The following is a 16324-nucleotide window of genomic DNA, read 5'->3' on the forward strand; positions in this document are numbered from 1 at the left end:
CCGATAGGTGGTTGCCGTGAATACGCTTTCCCTGAGTAATGCTCTGTTTACGGCTACCCAGCAAAAGGTGCTGGGGCTGATATTCGGGAAACCTGAGCGCAGTTTCTACACCAATGAGATCGCTCGATGGGCACAGATGGGAAAAGGTAGCCTCGTACGAGAACTGGACAGACTGCAGCGAGCGGGTGTGCTGACCATGTTCCGGCAGGGTAATCAGATTCACTATCAGGCCAATCCCGACTGTCCAATTTATGCCGAGTTGCTGGGCATCACCCGCAAGACATTTGGCATTGCCGATCCTGTTCGTGATGCACTGCAGCCGTTCTCCAGTCAGCTCATCTGGGCATTCATCTATGGGTCCGTTGCCAAGGACGAGGCAAACGCATCCAGTGACATTGATCTCATGTTGATCGGTCAGGGCCTGAACTACAGTGACGTGATGGAGCGGCTTTTACCTCTGGAAGAACAGCTGGGCCGCCCCCTGAACCCGACGCTGTACACCCCTGACGACTGGATGACAAAACTGTCCGCCGAGAATAGCTTCGTCGTGCGTGTAGCGCAGCAGGACAAAATCAACTTGATGGGCGCGAGCCTGTTGGAGTCCACGGATGGGCGGCAACGAGAATCTGGAGAATCTGTTACGTAGTGGTGGATTAAAAGCCGAACCACCAGATCGCAGGGAGTGCGAAGGGTTAATGCGCTCGGCAGCAGATCGTCTCAAGGATGCACAAACGGCGTCATTATCGTTCGCCGGTCGCTTCGACCTGGCCTATAACGCCGCTCATGCCATTGCATTGACTGCATTGCGCCTGAGCGGATATCGGTCCGATAAACGTTATCTGGTTTTTCAGTGTCTGGTGCATACCGCCGATGTGAACAGGGTCGAGGTACGGCTGTTAGCACTGTGCCATGAACGACGCAATTTGGCGGAATATGAGGGGTACATGGATGACGACGAGCCGTTACTGGCGCAGTTGCTGCAAATTGCCGAACAGCTGTCGAAGCAAGTGCGGGCACAGCTAACTTGCCTCTGATATGCATGATCATTTGAAGTACCCATCGCGAGCAGGCTCGCCCCCACAGTAAGTTTATGGTGTTCACGAGACCTGTGGGAGCGGGCTTGCCCGCGATGGCGTCAGCACAGCCAACCATTACCCTGACCGTAACGATCCGCCGCTGCGCTTGATTGATGCCCCCTACCCAACGCTCCTAAGGTGACCTCCACGACAGCGAACCCGTGGAGTGGTCATGACAACAACAATATCCCCCGACTCGCGATGGACGCGGCGGCGCAGTGAAAAGCAGCGGCGTCTTGAGTTGGTCAAGGGACTGGCTGACGGTGTGGTGCTGCCCACCGAAAACATCGTCGCGGCGCTCGAGGCGCTGATTCTTCCGGGCGACCGGGTGGTGCTGGAAGGTAACAACCAGAAGCAGGCGGATTTTCTTTCGCGCTCCCTGGCCAAGGCCGATCCGGGCAAGCTTCACGATCTTCACATGATCATGCCCAGCGTGGGTCGTGCCGAGCACCTGGACCTGTTCGAACGCGGCATCGCCCGCAAGCTCGACTTTTCTTTCGCCGGCACCCAGAGCCTGCGCATCAGCCAGCTACTGGAAGACGGGCTGTTGGAAGTCGGCGCGATCCACACCTACATCGAGCTCTACGCCCGCCTGGTGGTCGACCTGATTCCCAACGTTGTGCTCTCGGCCGGTTTCATGGCCGACCGCGCCGGCAACATCTACACCGGCCCCAGCACCGAGGACACGCCGGCGCTGATCGAACCGGCGGCCTTCAGCGATGGCATCGTCATCGTCCAGGTCAACCAACTGGTCGACGACGTCAGCGACCTGCCTCGGGTCGACATCCCGGCGTCCTGGGTCGATTTTGTGGTGGTGGCAGACAAGCCGTTCTACATCGAGCCGTTGTTCACCCGTGACCCTCGGCACATCAAGCCGGTGCACGTGTTGATGGCGATGATGGCGATCCGTGGCATCTACGAAAAACACAATGTGCAGTCGCTGAATCATGGCATCGGGTTCAACACCGCCGCCATTGAATTGATCCTGCCCACTTATGGCGAATCCTTGGGCCTGAAAGGCAAGATCTGCCGCAACTGGACGCTGAACCCGCACCCGACCCTGATCCCTGCCATCGAAAGTGGCTGGGTCGAAAGTGTGCATTGCTTCGGCACCGAACTGGGCATGGAGCAGTACATCGCCGCACGGCCCGACGTGTTCTTCACCGGGCGCGATGGCTCGCTGCGTTCCAACCGGATGTTTAGCCAGTTGGCCGGGCAATACGCGGTGGATTTGTTCATCGGCGCCACCCTGCAAGTCGATGGCGACGGTCATTCCTCCACTGTGACCCGGGGTCGCCTGGCCGGTTTCGGTGGCGCCCCGAACATGGGCCACGACCCACGCGGACGTCGTCACGGCACGCCGGCCTGGCTCGACATGCGTCATGGCGATAGCGACCAGCCGATGCTCGAACGCGGCAAAAAACTCGTGGTGCAAATGGTCGAGACTTTCCAGGAGGGTGGCAAACCGACCTTCGTCGAAACCCTTGATGCCGTGGAAGTGGCGAAGAAAAGCGGCATGCCGCTGGCACCGATCATGATCTACGGCGACGACGTTACCCACCTGCTCACCGAGGAAGGCATCGCCTACCTGTACAAGGCACGATCTCTTGAAGAGCGTCAGGCCATGATCGCCGCCGTCGCCGGGGTCACCACCATCGGCTTGCGGCACGACCCGAAAGACACCGCACGCATGCGCCGTGAAGGCTTGATCGCCTTGCCCGAAGACCTCGGCATTCGCCGTACTGACGCCACCCGCGAATTGCTGGCGGCAAAAAGCGTGGCCGATCTGGTCGAGTGGTCGGGTGGTCTCTACAACCCGCCCGCCAAATTCAGGAGCTGGTAAATGCACGCCTTCAATCTGCAACCCAAACCTCTGTCCCTGGCCGAGCGGCTGGCGGACCTGGCGGTGGACGCGTTGATCGACGAAGCCGACCTGTCGCCAAAACCGGCGCTGGTGGACCGTCGCGGCAATGGCGCCCACACCGATTTGCACCTGGGCCTCATGCACGCTTCAGCGCTGTCGCTGTGGCCGACGTTCAAGGAGATGGCCGAAGCCGCCTTGGCGCTTGGCGAAACGGGTTTGCCGTTGCGCGAAGCCATCGGCCGGATTGGCCGGGAGGGCGAGCAAGCGATGCTCGCTACCACCGATGGGGTGAACACCCATCGCGGCGCCATCTGGGCCTTGGGCTTGCTGGTCACGGCGGCAGCGCTGGAACCTGAAGCCTGTTCAGCCGGCTCACTGACTTTGCGCGCCGCACGCCTGGCCTTGCTCGACGATCGCTACGCGCCACGCCCTTTCAGCCACGGCGCGCAAGTTGCCCAGCGTTACGGTGCCCACGGGGCCCGGGAAGAAGCCCAATTGGCTTTCCCCGCCGTGACGCAGCGTGCCTTGCCGCAGCTGCAACGCAGCCGCGCCGCCGGCCATGGCGAACAGAACGCTCGGCTCGACGCCTTGTTGGCGATCATGACGGGGCTGGCCGACACCTGCGTGCTTTACCGGGCTGGTGAAGTGGGCCTGAACACCATGCAACAGGGCGCCCAGGCGGTGCTGGAGGCGGGCGGCAGCGCCAGCCTCGCCGGACGCCGCCGATTACATGAACTGGACGAACAACTGATCGCCTTGAATGCCTCGCCCGGCGGTGCTGCGGACCTGCTCGCGGCCTGCCTGTTCATCGACCGCGTCGGTTCGACTGACGGCATTCACCCGGGAGCGTATTGATGGAAACCTTATCCTTTGAATTTCCCGCCGGCCAACCGCCACGCGGACGCACCCTGGTCGGCTGTGTCGGCTCGGGCGACCTGGAAGTGCTGATCGAACCCGGTCAACCGGGAAAGCTGAGCATCACCGTGCAGACGTCGGTCAACGGCAGCGAGCAGCGCTGGCAGCATCTGTTCGCCCGGATGTTCGACGGCCAGACACCACCGGCCATGAGCATCGACATCCACGATTTCGGCGCCACGCCGGGGGTGGTGCGCTTGCGGCTGGAGCAGGGCTTTGAGGAGATCGGCCATGACTGATAACGCCGCACTCCTGCAAAAACGCAGTTTTGTTGAATTGGGTGCGCGGCAGCGGGCGAAAGCCTTGCTCGATGCCGGGACCTTCCGCGAATTGCTCGACCCGTTCCAGCGCGTCATGTCGCCATGGCTGTCGCGACAGGGCGTGGTGCCACAAGCCGATGACGGCGTGGTGATTGCCAAGGGCAGCATCGGCGGCTTGCCGGTGGTGCTGGCGGCTATCGAGGGCGCGTTCCAGGGCGGCAGTCTCGGTGAAGTCGGTGGGGCGAAGATTGCCGGCGCACTGGAGCTGGCGGCCGAAGACAACCGCAACGGCCTACCGACCCGCGCCGTGTTGCTGCTGGAAACCGGCGGCGTACGCCTGCAGGAAGCCAACCTCGGGCTGGCGGCGATTGCCGATATTCATGCAGCGATCGTCGATCTGCGCCAGTACCAACCGGTGGTTGGCGTGGTCGCCGGTAGCGTCGGCTGCTTTGGCGGCATGTCGATTGCCGCCGGGTTGTGCAGCTATCTGCTGGTGACCCAGGAAGCGCGGCTGGGGCTCAACGGTCCGCAGGTGATCGAGCAGGAAGCCGGGCTCGCGGAATACGACTCCCGTGACCGTCCGTTCATTTGGAGCCTCACCGGCGGCGAGCAGCGGTTTGCCAGTGGACTGGTGGATCGTTTTGTCGCCGACGACGTGGCACAGATCCAGCAGCAAGTCAGTGAGCTGCTGCAACAGGGACTTCCTGAACAACAACGCAGCCGTCAGGCCGAACTGTTCCTGCAACGGCTGGCCCGCCTGGACGCCGAGCCGCAAATCGAGCCGTCGACGGTTCGCGCGCTGTACCAAGGAGAACGCTCATGAGTTCGTATTCCCTGAGAGGGCTGCACTGGTTCAACGCCCTGAGTGCCGGCGCGCAAGCGGTCGATGGCTTGCCGGCGTCGCTGAAAGCCGCCGATGGCGTGTTGGGCCAACAAGCCGTGCGGTTCATCGCTGTCGTGGCGGACCCGGAGAACCGTTTTGTTCGGGCGCGCAGCGGCGAGGTCGGTCTGCTCGAAGGCTGGGGCCTGGCCAAGGCCGTGGATGACGTCATTGCTGCCGATGCGGATAAAACACACAAGCGTGCCCTGGTCGCCATCGTCGACGTACCCAGCCAGGCCTATGGCCGACGCGAGGAAGCACTCGGCATTCACCAGGCCCTGGCCGGTGCGGCGGACAGTTATGCCCGTGCTCGATTAGCCGGCCACGCGGTAATCGGGCTGCTGGTGGGCAAGGCCATGTCCGGCGCGTTTCTGGCCCACGGTTACCAGGCCAATCGCCTGATCGCGCTGCGCGATCCGGGGGTGATGGTGCATGCCATGGGCAAGGCGTCGGCAGCGCGGGTGACATTGCGCAGCGTTGAAGAACTCGAAGCGCTCGCCGCCAGCGTACCGCCGATGGCCTATGACATCGACAGCTATGCCGGCCTGGGCTTGCTGTGGGAAACCCTGTCGGTGGAACAGATTGAGCAACCGAGCGCCGCTGATCTGACCCGGGTGACCGAGTGCCTGGCTCAGGCGATCAGCGATGTCGCCGCCAATGGCCGCGACCTCAGCAGTCGCTTGGGTGCAAGCAATCGCGCGGCATCGAGCAAGGTGCGCCAATTGCTGAGAGCGCAGTGGTGAACACCTTTGAGGCCCACGACCTGCTCTGGGGAATGCCCCCTGAGCGGTTGCCCGCAAACGCGCCGGACTGGGTGCTTGACGCGCTCGCTGCCGGTCAGCCGGTGGTGGTGCGGCGCGCGCTGAGTGGGCAGGGCCTGGTTGCGGTGGGTGTACGCGGTCGTCTGCGTGAACAGCGGTACGCAACGTTCATGGCGGTTGATGCGGTCCAGCGCTGCGTGAAGCCAGAGGCGCTGTGTCAGGTCCCGGTTGACCGTGATCTGCCGGCCTTGCGCGCTCTGGATCACCTGCGTCCGCTGCTCGATGACTGCGGCTGGGTCTGGGGTGTCAGCGGTAGCGCCGGGTTCGAGTTGGCCTGTGGTGTGCAGGCCTTGCACGAGGGCAGCGATCTCGACCTGATCATGCGCACACCGCAATCACTGGATCGTCGGCAGGCGCAAGCCTGGGTGAAGATTCTGGACTCGGCGATGTGCCCGGTCGATATGCAACTGCAAACCCCCTTCGGTGCGGTCGCCCTGCGTGAATGGGCGGGTTCGCAACGCCGAGTGTTGCTGAAAAATGCCAGCGGAGCCTGCCTGGTCGCTGATCCGTGGCAGCCACTGGAGCACGTCGCATGAGCAGCTTGCTGGTGTTCCCCGGCCAGGGTGCGCAGCAGCCGGGCATGCTCCATCATTTGCCTAGGGAAACGGTCATCGAGGCAAACGACGTATTGGGCGAAGACGTCTTGTTACTGGACACCGCCGACGCGCTGAAATCAACACGGGCTGTCCAGCTATGCCTGTTGATCGCCGGGGTGGCCGCTTCGCGTCAGTTGGCGATGGCGCCGGACTACGTCGCCGGGTTGTCCATCGGTGCTTACCCGGCGGCGGTGGTGGCCGGCGCCTTGAATTTTAGCGATGCGTTGCACCTGGTCAGCCTGCGCGGTGAGCTGATGCAACGGGCCTATCCGCAAGGCTACGGCATGACCGCGATCATCGGCCTCGACCTGGCCACGGTGGAGGTGTTGCTGGCGCAGGTTCACAGCGCCGATTCACCGGTTTACCTGGCCAACATCAACGCCGATAACCAGATGGTGATTGCCGGCAGTGACGCCGCCATGAGAGCCGTGGCAGCGCTGGCCAAGGAACGCCTGGGTGCCTGCACCTGCGTGGTCAAGCGCCTGGCAGTCAGCGTACCTTCGCACTGCCCATTGCTGGATGAACCTGCGCAAGCCCTGGCCGAAGCCTTCGCCAGGGTGCCATTGAAAATTCCGACCTCGGGCTACCTGAGTGGAAGCCGCGCGAGGCCCGTCGTCAACACTGATGCCTTGCGTGACGACCTGGCGTTCAACATGTGCCGTGTGGTGGATTGGCGCGGTACGGTACAAAGCGCCTACGAGCGCGGTGTACGACTACAGATCGAACTGCCGCCCGGTGCGGTGTTGACCGGGCTGGCGCGCCGGGTGTTCGAGCAGGGCACCGTCATGGCCTTCGACGGGGCACGGCTCGATACCTTGCAGGCGCTGATGCGTGAGGAGGGAAGCCGCCAGAACTAGACATCCGACTCAGGCCTTCGAACAACAAAAACAACATTCGACGATGCACTTTGAGGACAACAACAATGATTATTTACGGTGTGGCGCTGTTGGCGATCTGTACGCTGGCAGGTGTGATCATGGGCGACATGCTTGGCGTGTTGCTGGGTGTGAAATCAAACGTGGGTGGAGTCGGCATCGCGATGATCCTGCTGATCTGCGCCCGGTTATGGATGCACAAGCGCGGAGGCATGACCAAGGAATGCGAGATGGGTGTCGGCTTCTGGGGTGCCATGTACATTCCCGTGGTTGTCGCGATGGCAGCGCAACAGAACGTGGTGACCGCCTTGCACGGCGGCCCGGTAGCGGTGCTGGCGGCCATTGGTTCAGTGGTGCTGTGCGGTTGCACCATCGCCCTGATCAGCCGGACCCACAAGGGTGAACCCTTGCCCGACGAACCGGAGCAGGTCTCTCCGGTCGGCACACCGGTAGGAGGTCGCTGATATGTGGGATCTCATCGAGAAAGGCCTGGAACACAATGGTTTGATCACGGCATTTGCCTTCGTGGGCGTGATCATGTGGGTGTCGGTCGTCCTGTCGAAGCGCCTGACGTTCGGACGTATTCACGGTTCGGCCATTGCCATCGTCATCGGATTGGTACTGGCCTGGGTCGGCGGCACGATGACCGGCGGGCAGAAAGGCCTCGCGGACCTGACGCTGTTTTCCGGCATCGGCCTGATGGGTGGCGCGATGCTGCGCGACTTTGCCATCGTCGCCACGGCGTTCGAGGTGCAGGCGACCGAAGCGAAAAAGGCCGGGCTGATTGGCGTGATTGCCTTGCTGCTGGGCACGGTGCTGCCGTTCATTGTCGGCGCCTGCATGGCCTGGGCGTTTGGTTACCGCGATGCGGTGAGCATGACCACCATCGGCGCCGGTGCGGTGACATACATTGTCGGTCCGGTGACGGGCGCAGCCATTGGTGCGAGCTCGGATGTCATGGCGCTGTCGATTGCGACCGGATTGATCAAGGCGATCCTGGTGATGGTTGGCACACCGATGGCAGCGCGCTGGATGGGCCTTGATAACCCGCGCTCGGCCATGGTGTTCGGCGGCCTGGCCGGGACGGTCAGCGGCGTGACCGCCGGGCTGGCGGCGACCGACCGACGCCTGGTGCCTTATGGCGCGCTGACGGCGACGTTTCACACCGGGCTTGGTTGCCTGATGGGGCCTTCGGTGTTGTACTTCATTGTTCGGGGGATTGTGGGTTAGGACCCTGGATCGCCATCGCGGGCAAGCCCGCTCCTACAGGTTCTCATTGTGTGTAGGAGCGGGCTTGCCCGCGATGCAGGCGACTCGGTCTCAACCTTGCCGATTGGCATACATCCGACATTCCGCCAGCAACGCCAGCAAGTTCGGATCGCGCTCCTTGGCCTTGAGAAACACCACGCCAATGTGCTGCTGCAACCGGTACTTTTCCTGTAACGGGATCAGCTTCACCCGGTTCTCGTACACCGCCGCAATCCTCCCCGGCAGCAAGGCATAACCCACGCCCGAGCTGACCATGCTCAGCAGGGTGAAGATGTCGTTGACCTGCATCGCCACCTTCGGCTCGAACCCGGCCTGGCTGAACACGCGATTGCCGTCCTGGTGCGTGGCGAAGCCTTGGGTCAGGGTGATAAAGGTTTCGTCACGCACCTCGGCCAGGTCGACCTCGGTGCGCTGGGCGAACCTGGAATCGGCGGGCGTTGCCAGGTAGATATCATCGGAAAACAGGGCAATGTGCTCGCAATCCGGGTCGTTCACGCTGTCGTCCAGCGACACCAGGATCGCATCGACTTCCATGTTCTTGAGCTTGTATAAGAGGTCGAAATTGGAGCCCAGGATCAGGTCGATATTCAGTTCGCTGCGGCGGATTTTCAGGCCCATGATCAATTGCGGCACGGTCTTTACCGTCAGCGAATACAGCGACCCCAGTTTGAAACGCTCGGCGGAGAAACCGGCGGCCTCGCGGGTCAGACGCACGCTTTCGACGACGTCCTGTATCAGCTTCTGCGCCCGTTCTTCCAGCACGTAGGCGCTCTCCAGCGGCGTCAGGTTGCGGCCTTCATGCTTGAACAACGGGCAGCGCAGGGCGTTTTCCAGGGAGTGAATGGCGCGATGCACGCTGACGTTGCTGGTCTGCAACTCGGCGGCGGCCCGTGCCAGGTTGCCGGTGCGCATGAAGGCCAGGAACACCTCGAGTTTTTTCAGGGTCAACTCTTCGTCGATCAGCATGGGCCGTACTCTCTTGTAGTGCGCTGATTGTGCCCAATTATTGCTGTCGATGTCGTTTGGAAATATTGCGCTTTTAGGCTCAAGGCTTGAGCCTTGCGCAGTGCTTTTGGTTTTGGAGGTGAGACACCCATGTACCACGGGGAAAAATTTAACGCCTGGACGCATCTGCTTGGGGCGGTGGCCGCGACGGTCGGCGCCTTATGGCTGCTGGTGATTGCCGGGATGGACGGCAGTCCGTGGAAGATCGTCAGCGTGGCGATTTACGGGTTCACGCTGATTGCGCTCTACAGCGCATCGACCGTTTACCACAGCGTGCGCGGCCGCAAAAAAGCGATCATGCAGAAGGTCGATCACTTTTCGATCTATTTGCTGATTGCCGGCAGCTACACGCCGTTCTGTCTGGTGACCTTGCGGGGGGCTTGGGGGTGGACGCTGTTTGGGATTGTCTGGGGGCTGGCGCTGATAGGCATCCTGCAGGAAATCAAGCCACGCTCGGACGCGCGGATCCTGTCGATCGTGATCTACGCGGTGATGGGCTGGATTGTGCTGATCGCGGTCAACCCGCTGCTCACGGCCCTGGGTACGGCGGGCTTTGCCTGGCTGGCATCAGGAGGCGTTCTGTACACCGTGGGCATTATCTTTTTTGCCCTCAGTGATCGAATGCGGCATGCCCACGGGATCTGGCATCTGTTCGTGATCGCCGGGAGTTTGCTGCATTTCGTGGCGATCTGGTTCTATGTGTTGTGAACCCAAAATCTGTGGGAGCGCTGTCAAGTCGGTGCCGGAACCAACCGATCCAACTGCTCCTGCGCTCGACGACCGAAGATCTGCAACAAATCGTTCAATGTATGCGGCAACGGTTCCGTCGTGCGGGTCACGGCATACAGGGTGATGGGCAGCGGCGGGGCCAGCGGCCGGATGGTTGTCGTGAGAGCAGAGGCACCCAGGGCTGTGAACGGGTCGATCACCGCCAGCCCCGCACCGGATTCCACCATTGCCCGGGCCAATGAGTAGGTTTGCACGGCGACGCGCACTCGAGGTGGTGGCTCGACCGCTTCGAGGTAACTGTCGAGTCGCGCCGCCAAAGGGTCGGCGCTGGACAAGCCAATCAACGGTGCCCCCGCCAACGCCATCAACGGCAGCGGCTGGCCAAGTTCTTCGTCGGGCCAGTGGCCTTTCGGCGCCAGTGCGACCAGAACGCCGCTGGCCAGCGCTTCGGCCTTCAATCCCGGATGATCAGGGCGCTGCAACGTCAGCGCTACATCCACTTCGCGCATCAGCAGGTTTTGCACCAATTCCCGGCTATGGGCACTGGACAGTTCGCAGGCGATGTCCGGATAGCGTCCGGTCCACTCGTGGATGGCCGGCGGCAGCAAGGAAAGGGCCAGGGCCGGGGTGGCGCCGACCCGCAGGCTGTGGCCGGGCTCGCGACGCAGGCTCTGGGCCAGGCGCCGCACGCCTTGCAGACTTTCGCTGACCTTGTCGACTTCGCGCTCCAGCTCCAGCGCCTCGGGTGTGACCTGCAACTTGCCGCGCACCCGCAGGAACAGCGGGAAGCCCAGTTGCTGCTCGGCATGTTGCAGGACCTTGGTCACCGCCGGTTGCGAGACGTGCAGCAATTGTGCGGCGGCGCTGATCGAGCCGGTCTGGCGGATGGCCTGGAAAATCTCGATGTGACGAAGGCGCATGGCGAGTCCATAACCTTTGTTTATGGGATGGGCATCTTTATTCATTATTCATCGTCTGTCACCTGGCTCTAACCTCGCTCTGGTCTTCACAACGGTTTTAAGGACAGACATGGCTCAGCGTGTGTGCATCATCGGCGGCGGTGTGATTGGCCTGGCAACGGCCTACGCGCTGGTGCGCGACGGCTACGACGTGACGGTGGTCGAGGCTCGGGATGCGTTGGGCAGCCAGACCAGTTTCGCCAATGGCGGCCAGCTCTCGTACCGATACGTCGCGCCGCTGGCCGATGCTGGCGTGCCTTTGCAGGCCATTGGATGGATGCTGCGCGGTGACTCCCCGCTGAAGTTGCGCCCACGGTTCGACGCGGCGCAGTGGCGCTGGATGGCTTCGTTCCTCGGGGCGTGCCGCAGCTCGGTCAACCGGGAAAACGCCGCGCACCTGTTGCGCCTGGCGCTGTTGAGCCAAAGCACCCTCAAGCACTGGCGCGAGGACGACGGGCTGGCCGGTTTCGAGTGGCGGCGCAACGGCAAACTGGTGACGTTCCGCAATTCGGGCAGTTTCGACCACGCGCGCAAGGGCCTGGCCGATCCGCAACAGCAGCAGGTATTGTCGGCCAGCGAGTGCTCGCAGCTGGAACCGGCGCTGGCGAACGGCCCATTCGTAGGGGCGATCTACACCCCGGACGAAGAAGTCGGCGATTGCCATGCGTTTTGCCAGTTGCTGGCCGAGCGGCTGACCGCCTCCGGGCGTTGCGAGTGGCGATTGGGACAGGCCGTGACCGGCATCCGCCACGCCAACGGGAGCGTCAACGCCATCGAGTTGGGTGAGCAGGTGCTGCCGGTGGATCAACTGGTGATCGCGGCGGGCCACCGCAGCCCGTTGCTGCACCTGCCCGGCCTGCGATTCCCGCTGTACCCACTCAAGGGCTACAGCCTGACCGTACCGATAGGCGCCAACCACCAGGCGCCGGACGTGAGCATCACCGACTATGACCGCAAGATCGTCTACGCCCGTATCGGCGCGCAATTGCGAGTGGCGGCAATGGTCGACATCGTCGGCTTCGACCCGTCCATAGACCCCAAACGCCTGGCACTGATCAAGCGCCAGTCCCGCGACACTTTCCCGGATGCCGGCGACTACGACCGCGCCGTGGAATGGGCTGGCATGCGCCCGGCCACACCCAGTGGCGTGCCGTTGCTGGGCGCCACGGCGTATCGCAACCTCTGGCTCAACCTTGGCCATGGCGCGCTGGGCTTCACCCTGGCGTGTGGCAGTGGGCGCTTGCTCAGTGAGCTGATCGGCCAGCGCCAACCCTCCATCGACCTGCACGGTTTCACGCCTCGTGCGGCTTGAAATATCCATCTGACAAGAGGACTGCTTCATGACCATCGAACGTCTGCACAGCAACCCGCGCCTGTCCGGCGCCGTGACCTTCGGCGACCTGGTGTTTCTCTCCGGCCAAGTGCCGGGCGAGGCGCTGGATGCCGGCGGCCAGACCCGCGAAGTCCTGGCCAAAATTGACGCGCTGCTGGCCGAAGCCGGCAGTGACAAGGATCATCTGCTCAGCGCGACGATTTACCTGAAAAACATCGACGAGGATTTTGCTGCGATGAACGAGGTGTGGTCAGACTGGCTGTCGCCGGGCCAGGCACCCACCCGCACCACCGTGCAGGCCGAACTGGCCCGGCCGCAGGTACTGGTGGAAATAACCGTCATCGCCGCTCGCTCGTAAAACACACCCACAACGGAGAATAACAATGCAAAAAATCACGTTGCTCGGCTGCACCCTCGGGCTGTTGCTCGCCAACCAGGTTCAGGCCAACGAAGCGCCTTTGGCTGGCACCCTGGGCAAGATCGCCAGCAGCCAAAGCATCACCCTGGGCTATCGCGATGCGTCGGTGCCGTTCTCGTATGTGGGTGATCACACCGGCAAGCCCATGGGCTACTCGGTGGACCTGGCGAACAAGATCGTCGAGCGTATCCAGCAACAGCTGGCGCTGCCGGATCTGAAAGTAAAATACAACCTGGTGACTTCGCAGACCCGCATCCCGCTGGTGCAGAACGGCACCGTTGACCTGGAGTGCGGTTCCACCGGCGTCACCGCCGAGCGTCAGAAGCAAGTGGCGTTTTCCTACGGCTTTATTTACGTCAAAGGGCAGTTGCTGACCGCCAGGGACAGCGGCATCAAGGGCTTCGACGACCTGCGCGGCAAGAACGTGGTGACCACCGCCGGCACGACCAACGAGCGGTTCCTGAAAAGCTACAACGTCGACCACAAGATCGACATGTTCGTCATCAGCGCCAAGGATCACGGCGAAGCATTCCAGATGCTGCAATCGGGGCGTGCTGCGGCGTTCTACATGGACGACGCGCTGCTCTACGGTGAACGCGCCAAGGCCCACGACCCGCATAAGTGGGTGGTGGTCGGACAGGAACAATCGCGGGAGATCTACAGCTGCATGGTGCGCAAGGACGATCCGCAGTTCCTCGCGCTGGTCAACGGTGTGCTGGGCGAGCTCTACAGTTCGGGGGAGATCAACGGTATTTATCAGCGCTGGTTCGAGCAGCCGATTCCGCCGAAGGGTTTGAACCTTGAGTTTCCGATGACCAGTGAACTGAAGGCGATCATTGCCAAGCCGGTGAGTGATCCGGTGCAGTAGTTTTGGGTACCGCCGCAGACCGCGGCGCGGCCATCGCGGGCAAGCCCGCTCCTACAGGGGGGTTGTTTTTGTAGGTGCGGGCTTGCCCGCGATGGGGCCCTAGAAATCACCCCAAAGCTGCTGGGCCACCGACAAAGCCACCACCGGCGCCGTCTCAGTGCGCAACACCCTCGGCCCCAGGCGCGCCGCATGAAAACCAGCGCCCTTGGCCTGATCGACCTCCGCATCCGACAACCCGCCCTCAGGCCCGATCAGAAATGCCAGGCTCGACGGTTTGGTATGGCTGGTCAACGGCTCGGCCACCGGATGCAGCACCAGCTTCAAATCTGCCTCGGTCTGCTTCAGCCAGTCGGCCAGCAACACCGGCGGATGAATCACTGGCACCCGTGACCGGCCACATTGTTCGCAGGCGCTGATTGCCACCTGCCGCCAATGCAGCAGGCGCTTGTCGGCGCGCTCATCCTTGAGGCGCACTTCGCAGCGTTCGCTGAAGATCGGGGTGATTTCGTTCACGCCCAGTTCAGTGGCTTTTTGAATCGCCCAGTCCATCCGCTCACCCCGGGACAAACCCTGGCCAAGATGGATCTGCAATGGCGATTCGACCTGGCCGGCGAAGCCTTCATCGATCTGCACGACCACGCGTTTTTTGCCGACTTCGCTCAGCGTGGCGCGAAATTCCTGGCCCGAGCCATCGAACAACTGCAACGCATCGCCCTCGGCCATGCGCAGTACACGGCTGATGTAGTGAGCCTGTGCTTCAGGCAACTCGTGCTCGCCGGTGCTCATGGGGGTGTCGATAAAGAAGCGGGACAGTCTCATATCTTGTCTCTGCAAAGGTGTGAATCAGAGGTGGATCGGTGGTGCGGTCAGCCCGGATCGCGGAACCCCGGGTGAAAATCTTTCGGCACTGCCACGCTGACGCTGTCGCGGGTCGCGATGTCGATCCCTTCGCTGGCCACTTCAGCCAGGAAGTCGATCTGCTCCGGGGTAATCACATAAGGCGGCAGGAAATACACCACGCTGCCCAATGGCCGCAACAAAGCGCCACGCTCCAGAGCATGCTGGAACACCTTCAAGCCCCGGCGCTCCTGCCACGGATAGGGTTCGCGGCTCGCCTTGTCCTTGACCATCTCGATGGCCAGGACCATGCCAGTCTGGCGAATCTCGGACACGTTGGCATGATCGGCCAGGTGCGCGGTGGACGACGCCATGCGCGCGGCCAGCGCCTTGTTGTTCTCGATGACGTTGTCTTGCTCGAAGATATCCAGCGTCGCCAATGCCGCCGCACAGGCCAGCGGGTTGCCGGTGTAACTGTGCGAGTGGAGGAAGGCGCGCAGGGTCGGGTAATCGTCGTAGAACGCGCTGTAGACTTCATCGGTGGTCAGGCACGCCGCCAGTGGCAGGTAGCCGCCGGTCAGGGCCTTGGACAGGCAGAGGAAGTCCGGGCGGATGCCGGCCTGCTCGCAGGCGAACATCGTGCCGGTGCGGCCGAAGCCGACGGCGATTTCGTCATGGATCAGGTGGACACCGTAACGGTCACAGGCTTCGCGCAGCAGCTTGAGGTACACAGGGTGATACATGCGCATGCCGCCCGCACCCTGGATCAACGGCTCGACAATCACGGCTGCGACGCTGGCGTGGTGCTCTGCCAGGGTCTGCTCCATGGCGGCGAACATGTTGCGCGAGTGTTCTTCCCAGCTCATGCCCTCGGGACGCAGGTAGCAATCCGGGCTTGGCACCTTGAGGGTGTCCATCAGCAGGGCTTTGTAGGTTTCAGTGAACAGCGGCACGTCGCCCACCGACATCGCCGCCATGGTTTCGCCGTGGTAGCTGTTGGTCAGGGTGACGAAGCGTTTCTTGTTCGGCTGGCCGCGATTGAGCCAGTAGTGAAAGCTCATTTTCAGCGCCACTTCGATGCAGGACGAACCGTTATCGGCGTAGAACACCCGATTCAGGCCCTCCGGCGTCATCTTGACCAGGCGCTCGGACAGCTCGATCACCGGCTGATGGCTGAAGCCGGCGAGGATGACGTGCTCCAGTTGATCGACCTGATCCTTGATGCGCTGATTGATGCGCGGGTTGGCGTGGCCGAACACATTGACCCACCAGGAGCTGACGGCATCGAGGTAGCGTTTGCCTTCAAAGTCCTCCAGCCAGACGCCTTCGCCGCGCTTGATCGGGATCAGCGGCAGCTGTTCGTGGTCTTTCATCTGGGTACAGGGGTGCCACAACACGGCAAGATCGCGTTGCATCCACTGATTGTTCAGGCCCATGTTCAGTCTCCTCGAGGCGGTCCGTGGCAGGCGCGGACGTACAATCGCGCAAGCCTATGCAATGCGTCGCGCGGGAACAACCCATTGTGTCGATTGAGCTACTTTGTAGAGGGCGATAGACGTCGCTGGCGGCCTACTGATGGCTGACGTATTCTTCGCGACTCTCTGAGTCGCCTGACTCGT

General features: G+C 62.2%; 19 protein-coding genes. 15 read left to right on the top strand and 4 right to left on the bottom strand.

Features of this window, described 5'->3' with window-relative positions; genetic code table 11:
* Positions 1-16: 16 nt before the first annotated feature.
* The 11 genes from AB4N64_RS26715 (at position 17) to madM (ending at position 8517) form a co-directional block, all read left to right on the top strand.
* On the top strand, positions 17-646 hold the full coding sequence (locus tag AB4N64_RS26715) for a transcriptional regulator (RefSeq protein WP_460120060.1): 630 nt from the start codon (positions 17-19) through the stop codon (positions 644-646).
* A complete protein-coding gene (locus tag AB4N64_RS26720; RefSeq protein ID WP_460120062.1) occupies positions 609-1034 on the top strand; it encodes a hypothetical protein in 426 nt (141 codons plus the stop codon). The genes AB4N64_RS26715 and AB4N64_RS26720 overlap by 38 nt, the downstream gene beginning before the upstream one ends.
* 214 nt (positions 1035-1248) lie before the next feature.
* A complete protein-coding gene (mdcA, locus tag AB4N64_RS26725; protein WP_460120064.1) occupies positions 1249-2919 on the top strand; it encodes a malonate decarboxylase subunit alpha in 1671 nt (556 codons plus the stop codon).
* The gene (locus AB4N64_RS26730; protein WP_460120066.1) at positions 2920-3795 is read left to right on the top strand and encodes a triphosphoribosyl-dephospho-CoA synthase; all 876 of its coding nucleotides are present in this window, start codon (positions 2920-2922) and stop codon (positions 3793-3795) included.
* Positions 3795-4094 (top strand): malonate decarboxylase subunit delta, encoded by a 300-nt coding sequence (locus AB4N64_RS26735; RefSeq protein WP_460120068.1) that lies wholly within the window; start codon positions 3795-3797, stop codon positions 4092-4094. The genes AB4N64_RS26730 and AB4N64_RS26735 overlap by 1 nt, the downstream gene beginning before the upstream one ends.
* Positions 4087-4938 carry a biotin-independent malonate decarboxylase subunit beta gene (locus AB4N64_RS26740; protein WP_460120069.1) on the top strand — a complete coding sequence of 284 codons (852 nt, stop codon included), beginning with the start codon at positions 4087-4089 and terminating at the stop codon, positions 4936-4938. The genes AB4N64_RS26735 and AB4N64_RS26740 overlap by 8 nt, the downstream gene beginning before the upstream one ends.
* Positions 4935-5738, top strand: a complete 804-nt coding sequence (gene mdcE, locus AB4N64_RS26745; RefSeq protein ID WP_460120071.1) for a biotin-independent malonate decarboxylase subunit gamma — start codon at positions 4935-4937, stop codon at positions 5736-5738. Before AB4N64_RS26740 ends, mdcE begins: the two co-directional genes overlap by 4 nt.
* Entirely contained in the window at positions 5732-6352 is a 621-nt protein-coding gene (locus tag AB4N64_RS26750; protein ID WP_460120072.1) for a malonate decarboxylase holo-ACP synthase, read from the top strand. Before mdcE ends, AB4N64_RS26750 begins: the two co-directional genes overlap by 7 nt.
* A complete protein-coding gene (gene mdcH, locus AB4N64_RS26755) occupies positions 6349-7269 on the top strand; it encodes a malonate decarboxylase subunit epsilon (protein WP_460120074.1) in 921 nt (306 codons plus the stop codon). The genes AB4N64_RS26750 and mdcH overlap by 4 nt, the downstream gene beginning before the upstream one ends.
* A gap of 65 nt (positions 7270-7334) precedes the next feature.
* Positions 7335-7751 (top strand): malonate transporter subunit MadL, encoded by a 417-nt coding sequence (gene madL / locus AB4N64_RS26760; protein WP_460120076.1) that lies wholly within the window; start codon positions 7335-7337, stop codon positions 7749-7751.
* A gap of 1 nt (position 7752) precedes the next feature.
* Entirely contained in the window at positions 7753-8517 is a 765-nt protein-coding gene (gene madM / locus AB4N64_RS26765) for a malonate transporter subunit MadM (protein WP_460120078.1), read from the top strand.
* Positions 8518-8607: 90 nt separating this feature from the next.
* Here the strand turns inward: madM and AB4N64_RS26770 are convergent, their stop codons facing one another.
* On the bottom strand, positions 8608-9522 hold the full coding sequence (locus AB4N64_RS26770) for a LysR family transcriptional regulator (protein WP_460120080.1): 915 nt from the start codon (positions 9520-9522) through the stop codon (positions 8608-8610).
* A gap of 129 nt (positions 9523-9651) precedes the next feature.
* Between AB4N64_RS26770 and trhA the strand changes: the two genes are divergently transcribed.
* Positions 9652-10269 (top strand): PAQR family membrane homeostasis protein TrhA, encoded by a 618-nt coding sequence (gene trhA, locus AB4N64_RS26775; RefSeq protein WP_460120082.1) that lies wholly within the window; start codon positions 9652-9654, stop codon positions 10267-10269.
* 23 nt (positions 10270-10292) lie between these two features.
* On the opposite strand, the gene AB4N64_RS26780 is transcribed toward trhA, so the two are convergent.
* Positions 10293-11210 (bottom strand): LysR family transcriptional regulator, encoded by a 918-nt coding sequence (locus AB4N64_RS26780; protein WP_460120084.1) that lies wholly within the window; start codon positions 11208-11210, stop codon positions 10293-10295.
* 109 nt (positions 11211-11319) lie between these two features.
* Here AB4N64_RS26780 and AB4N64_RS26785 point away from each other — a divergent pair, with 109 nt between their 5' ends.
* Genes AB4N64_RS26785 through AB4N64_RS26795 form a run of 3 tightly spaced genes read left to right on the top strand, consistent with a single transcriptional unit; the run spans position 11320 to position 13868 of the window.
* Positions 11320-12561 (top strand): D-amino acid dehydrogenase, encoded by a 1242-nt coding sequence (locus AB4N64_RS26785; protein ID WP_460120086.1) that lies wholly within the window; start codon positions 11320-11322, stop codon positions 12559-12561.
* 28 nt (positions 12562-12589) lie between these two features.
* On the top strand, positions 12590-12940 hold the full coding sequence (locus tag AB4N64_RS26790; protein ID WP_460120088.1) for a RidA family protein: 351 nt from the start codon (positions 12590-12592) through the stop codon (positions 12938-12940).
* A gap of 25 nt (positions 12941-12965) precedes the next feature.
* Complete coding sequence (locus AB4N64_RS26795; protein ID WP_460120089.1) at positions 12966-13868, top strand: transporter substrate-binding domain-containing protein; 903 nt, start codon at positions 12966-12968, stop codon at positions 13866-13868.
* A 99-nt stretch (positions 13869-13967) separates the two neighbouring features.
* Here the strand turns inward: AB4N64_RS26795 and AB4N64_RS26800 are convergent, their stop codons facing one another.
* Positions 13968-14687, bottom strand: coding sequence for a 16S rRNA (uracil(1498)-N(3))-methyltransferase (locus tag AB4N64_RS26800; protein ID WP_460120091.1), 720 nt, complete (start codon positions 14685-14687; stop codon positions 13968-13970).
* Positions 14688-14734: 47 nt separating this feature from the next.
* Positions 14735-16141 (bottom strand): adenosylmethionine--8-amino-7-oxononanoate transaminase, encoded by a 1407-nt coding sequence (locus AB4N64_RS26805; protein ID WP_460120092.1) that lies wholly within the window; start codon positions 16139-16141, stop codon positions 14735-14737.
* Positions 16142-16324: the final 183 nt, after the last annotated feature.

This window comes from Pseudomonas sp. S2_C03 (assembly GCF_054668405.1).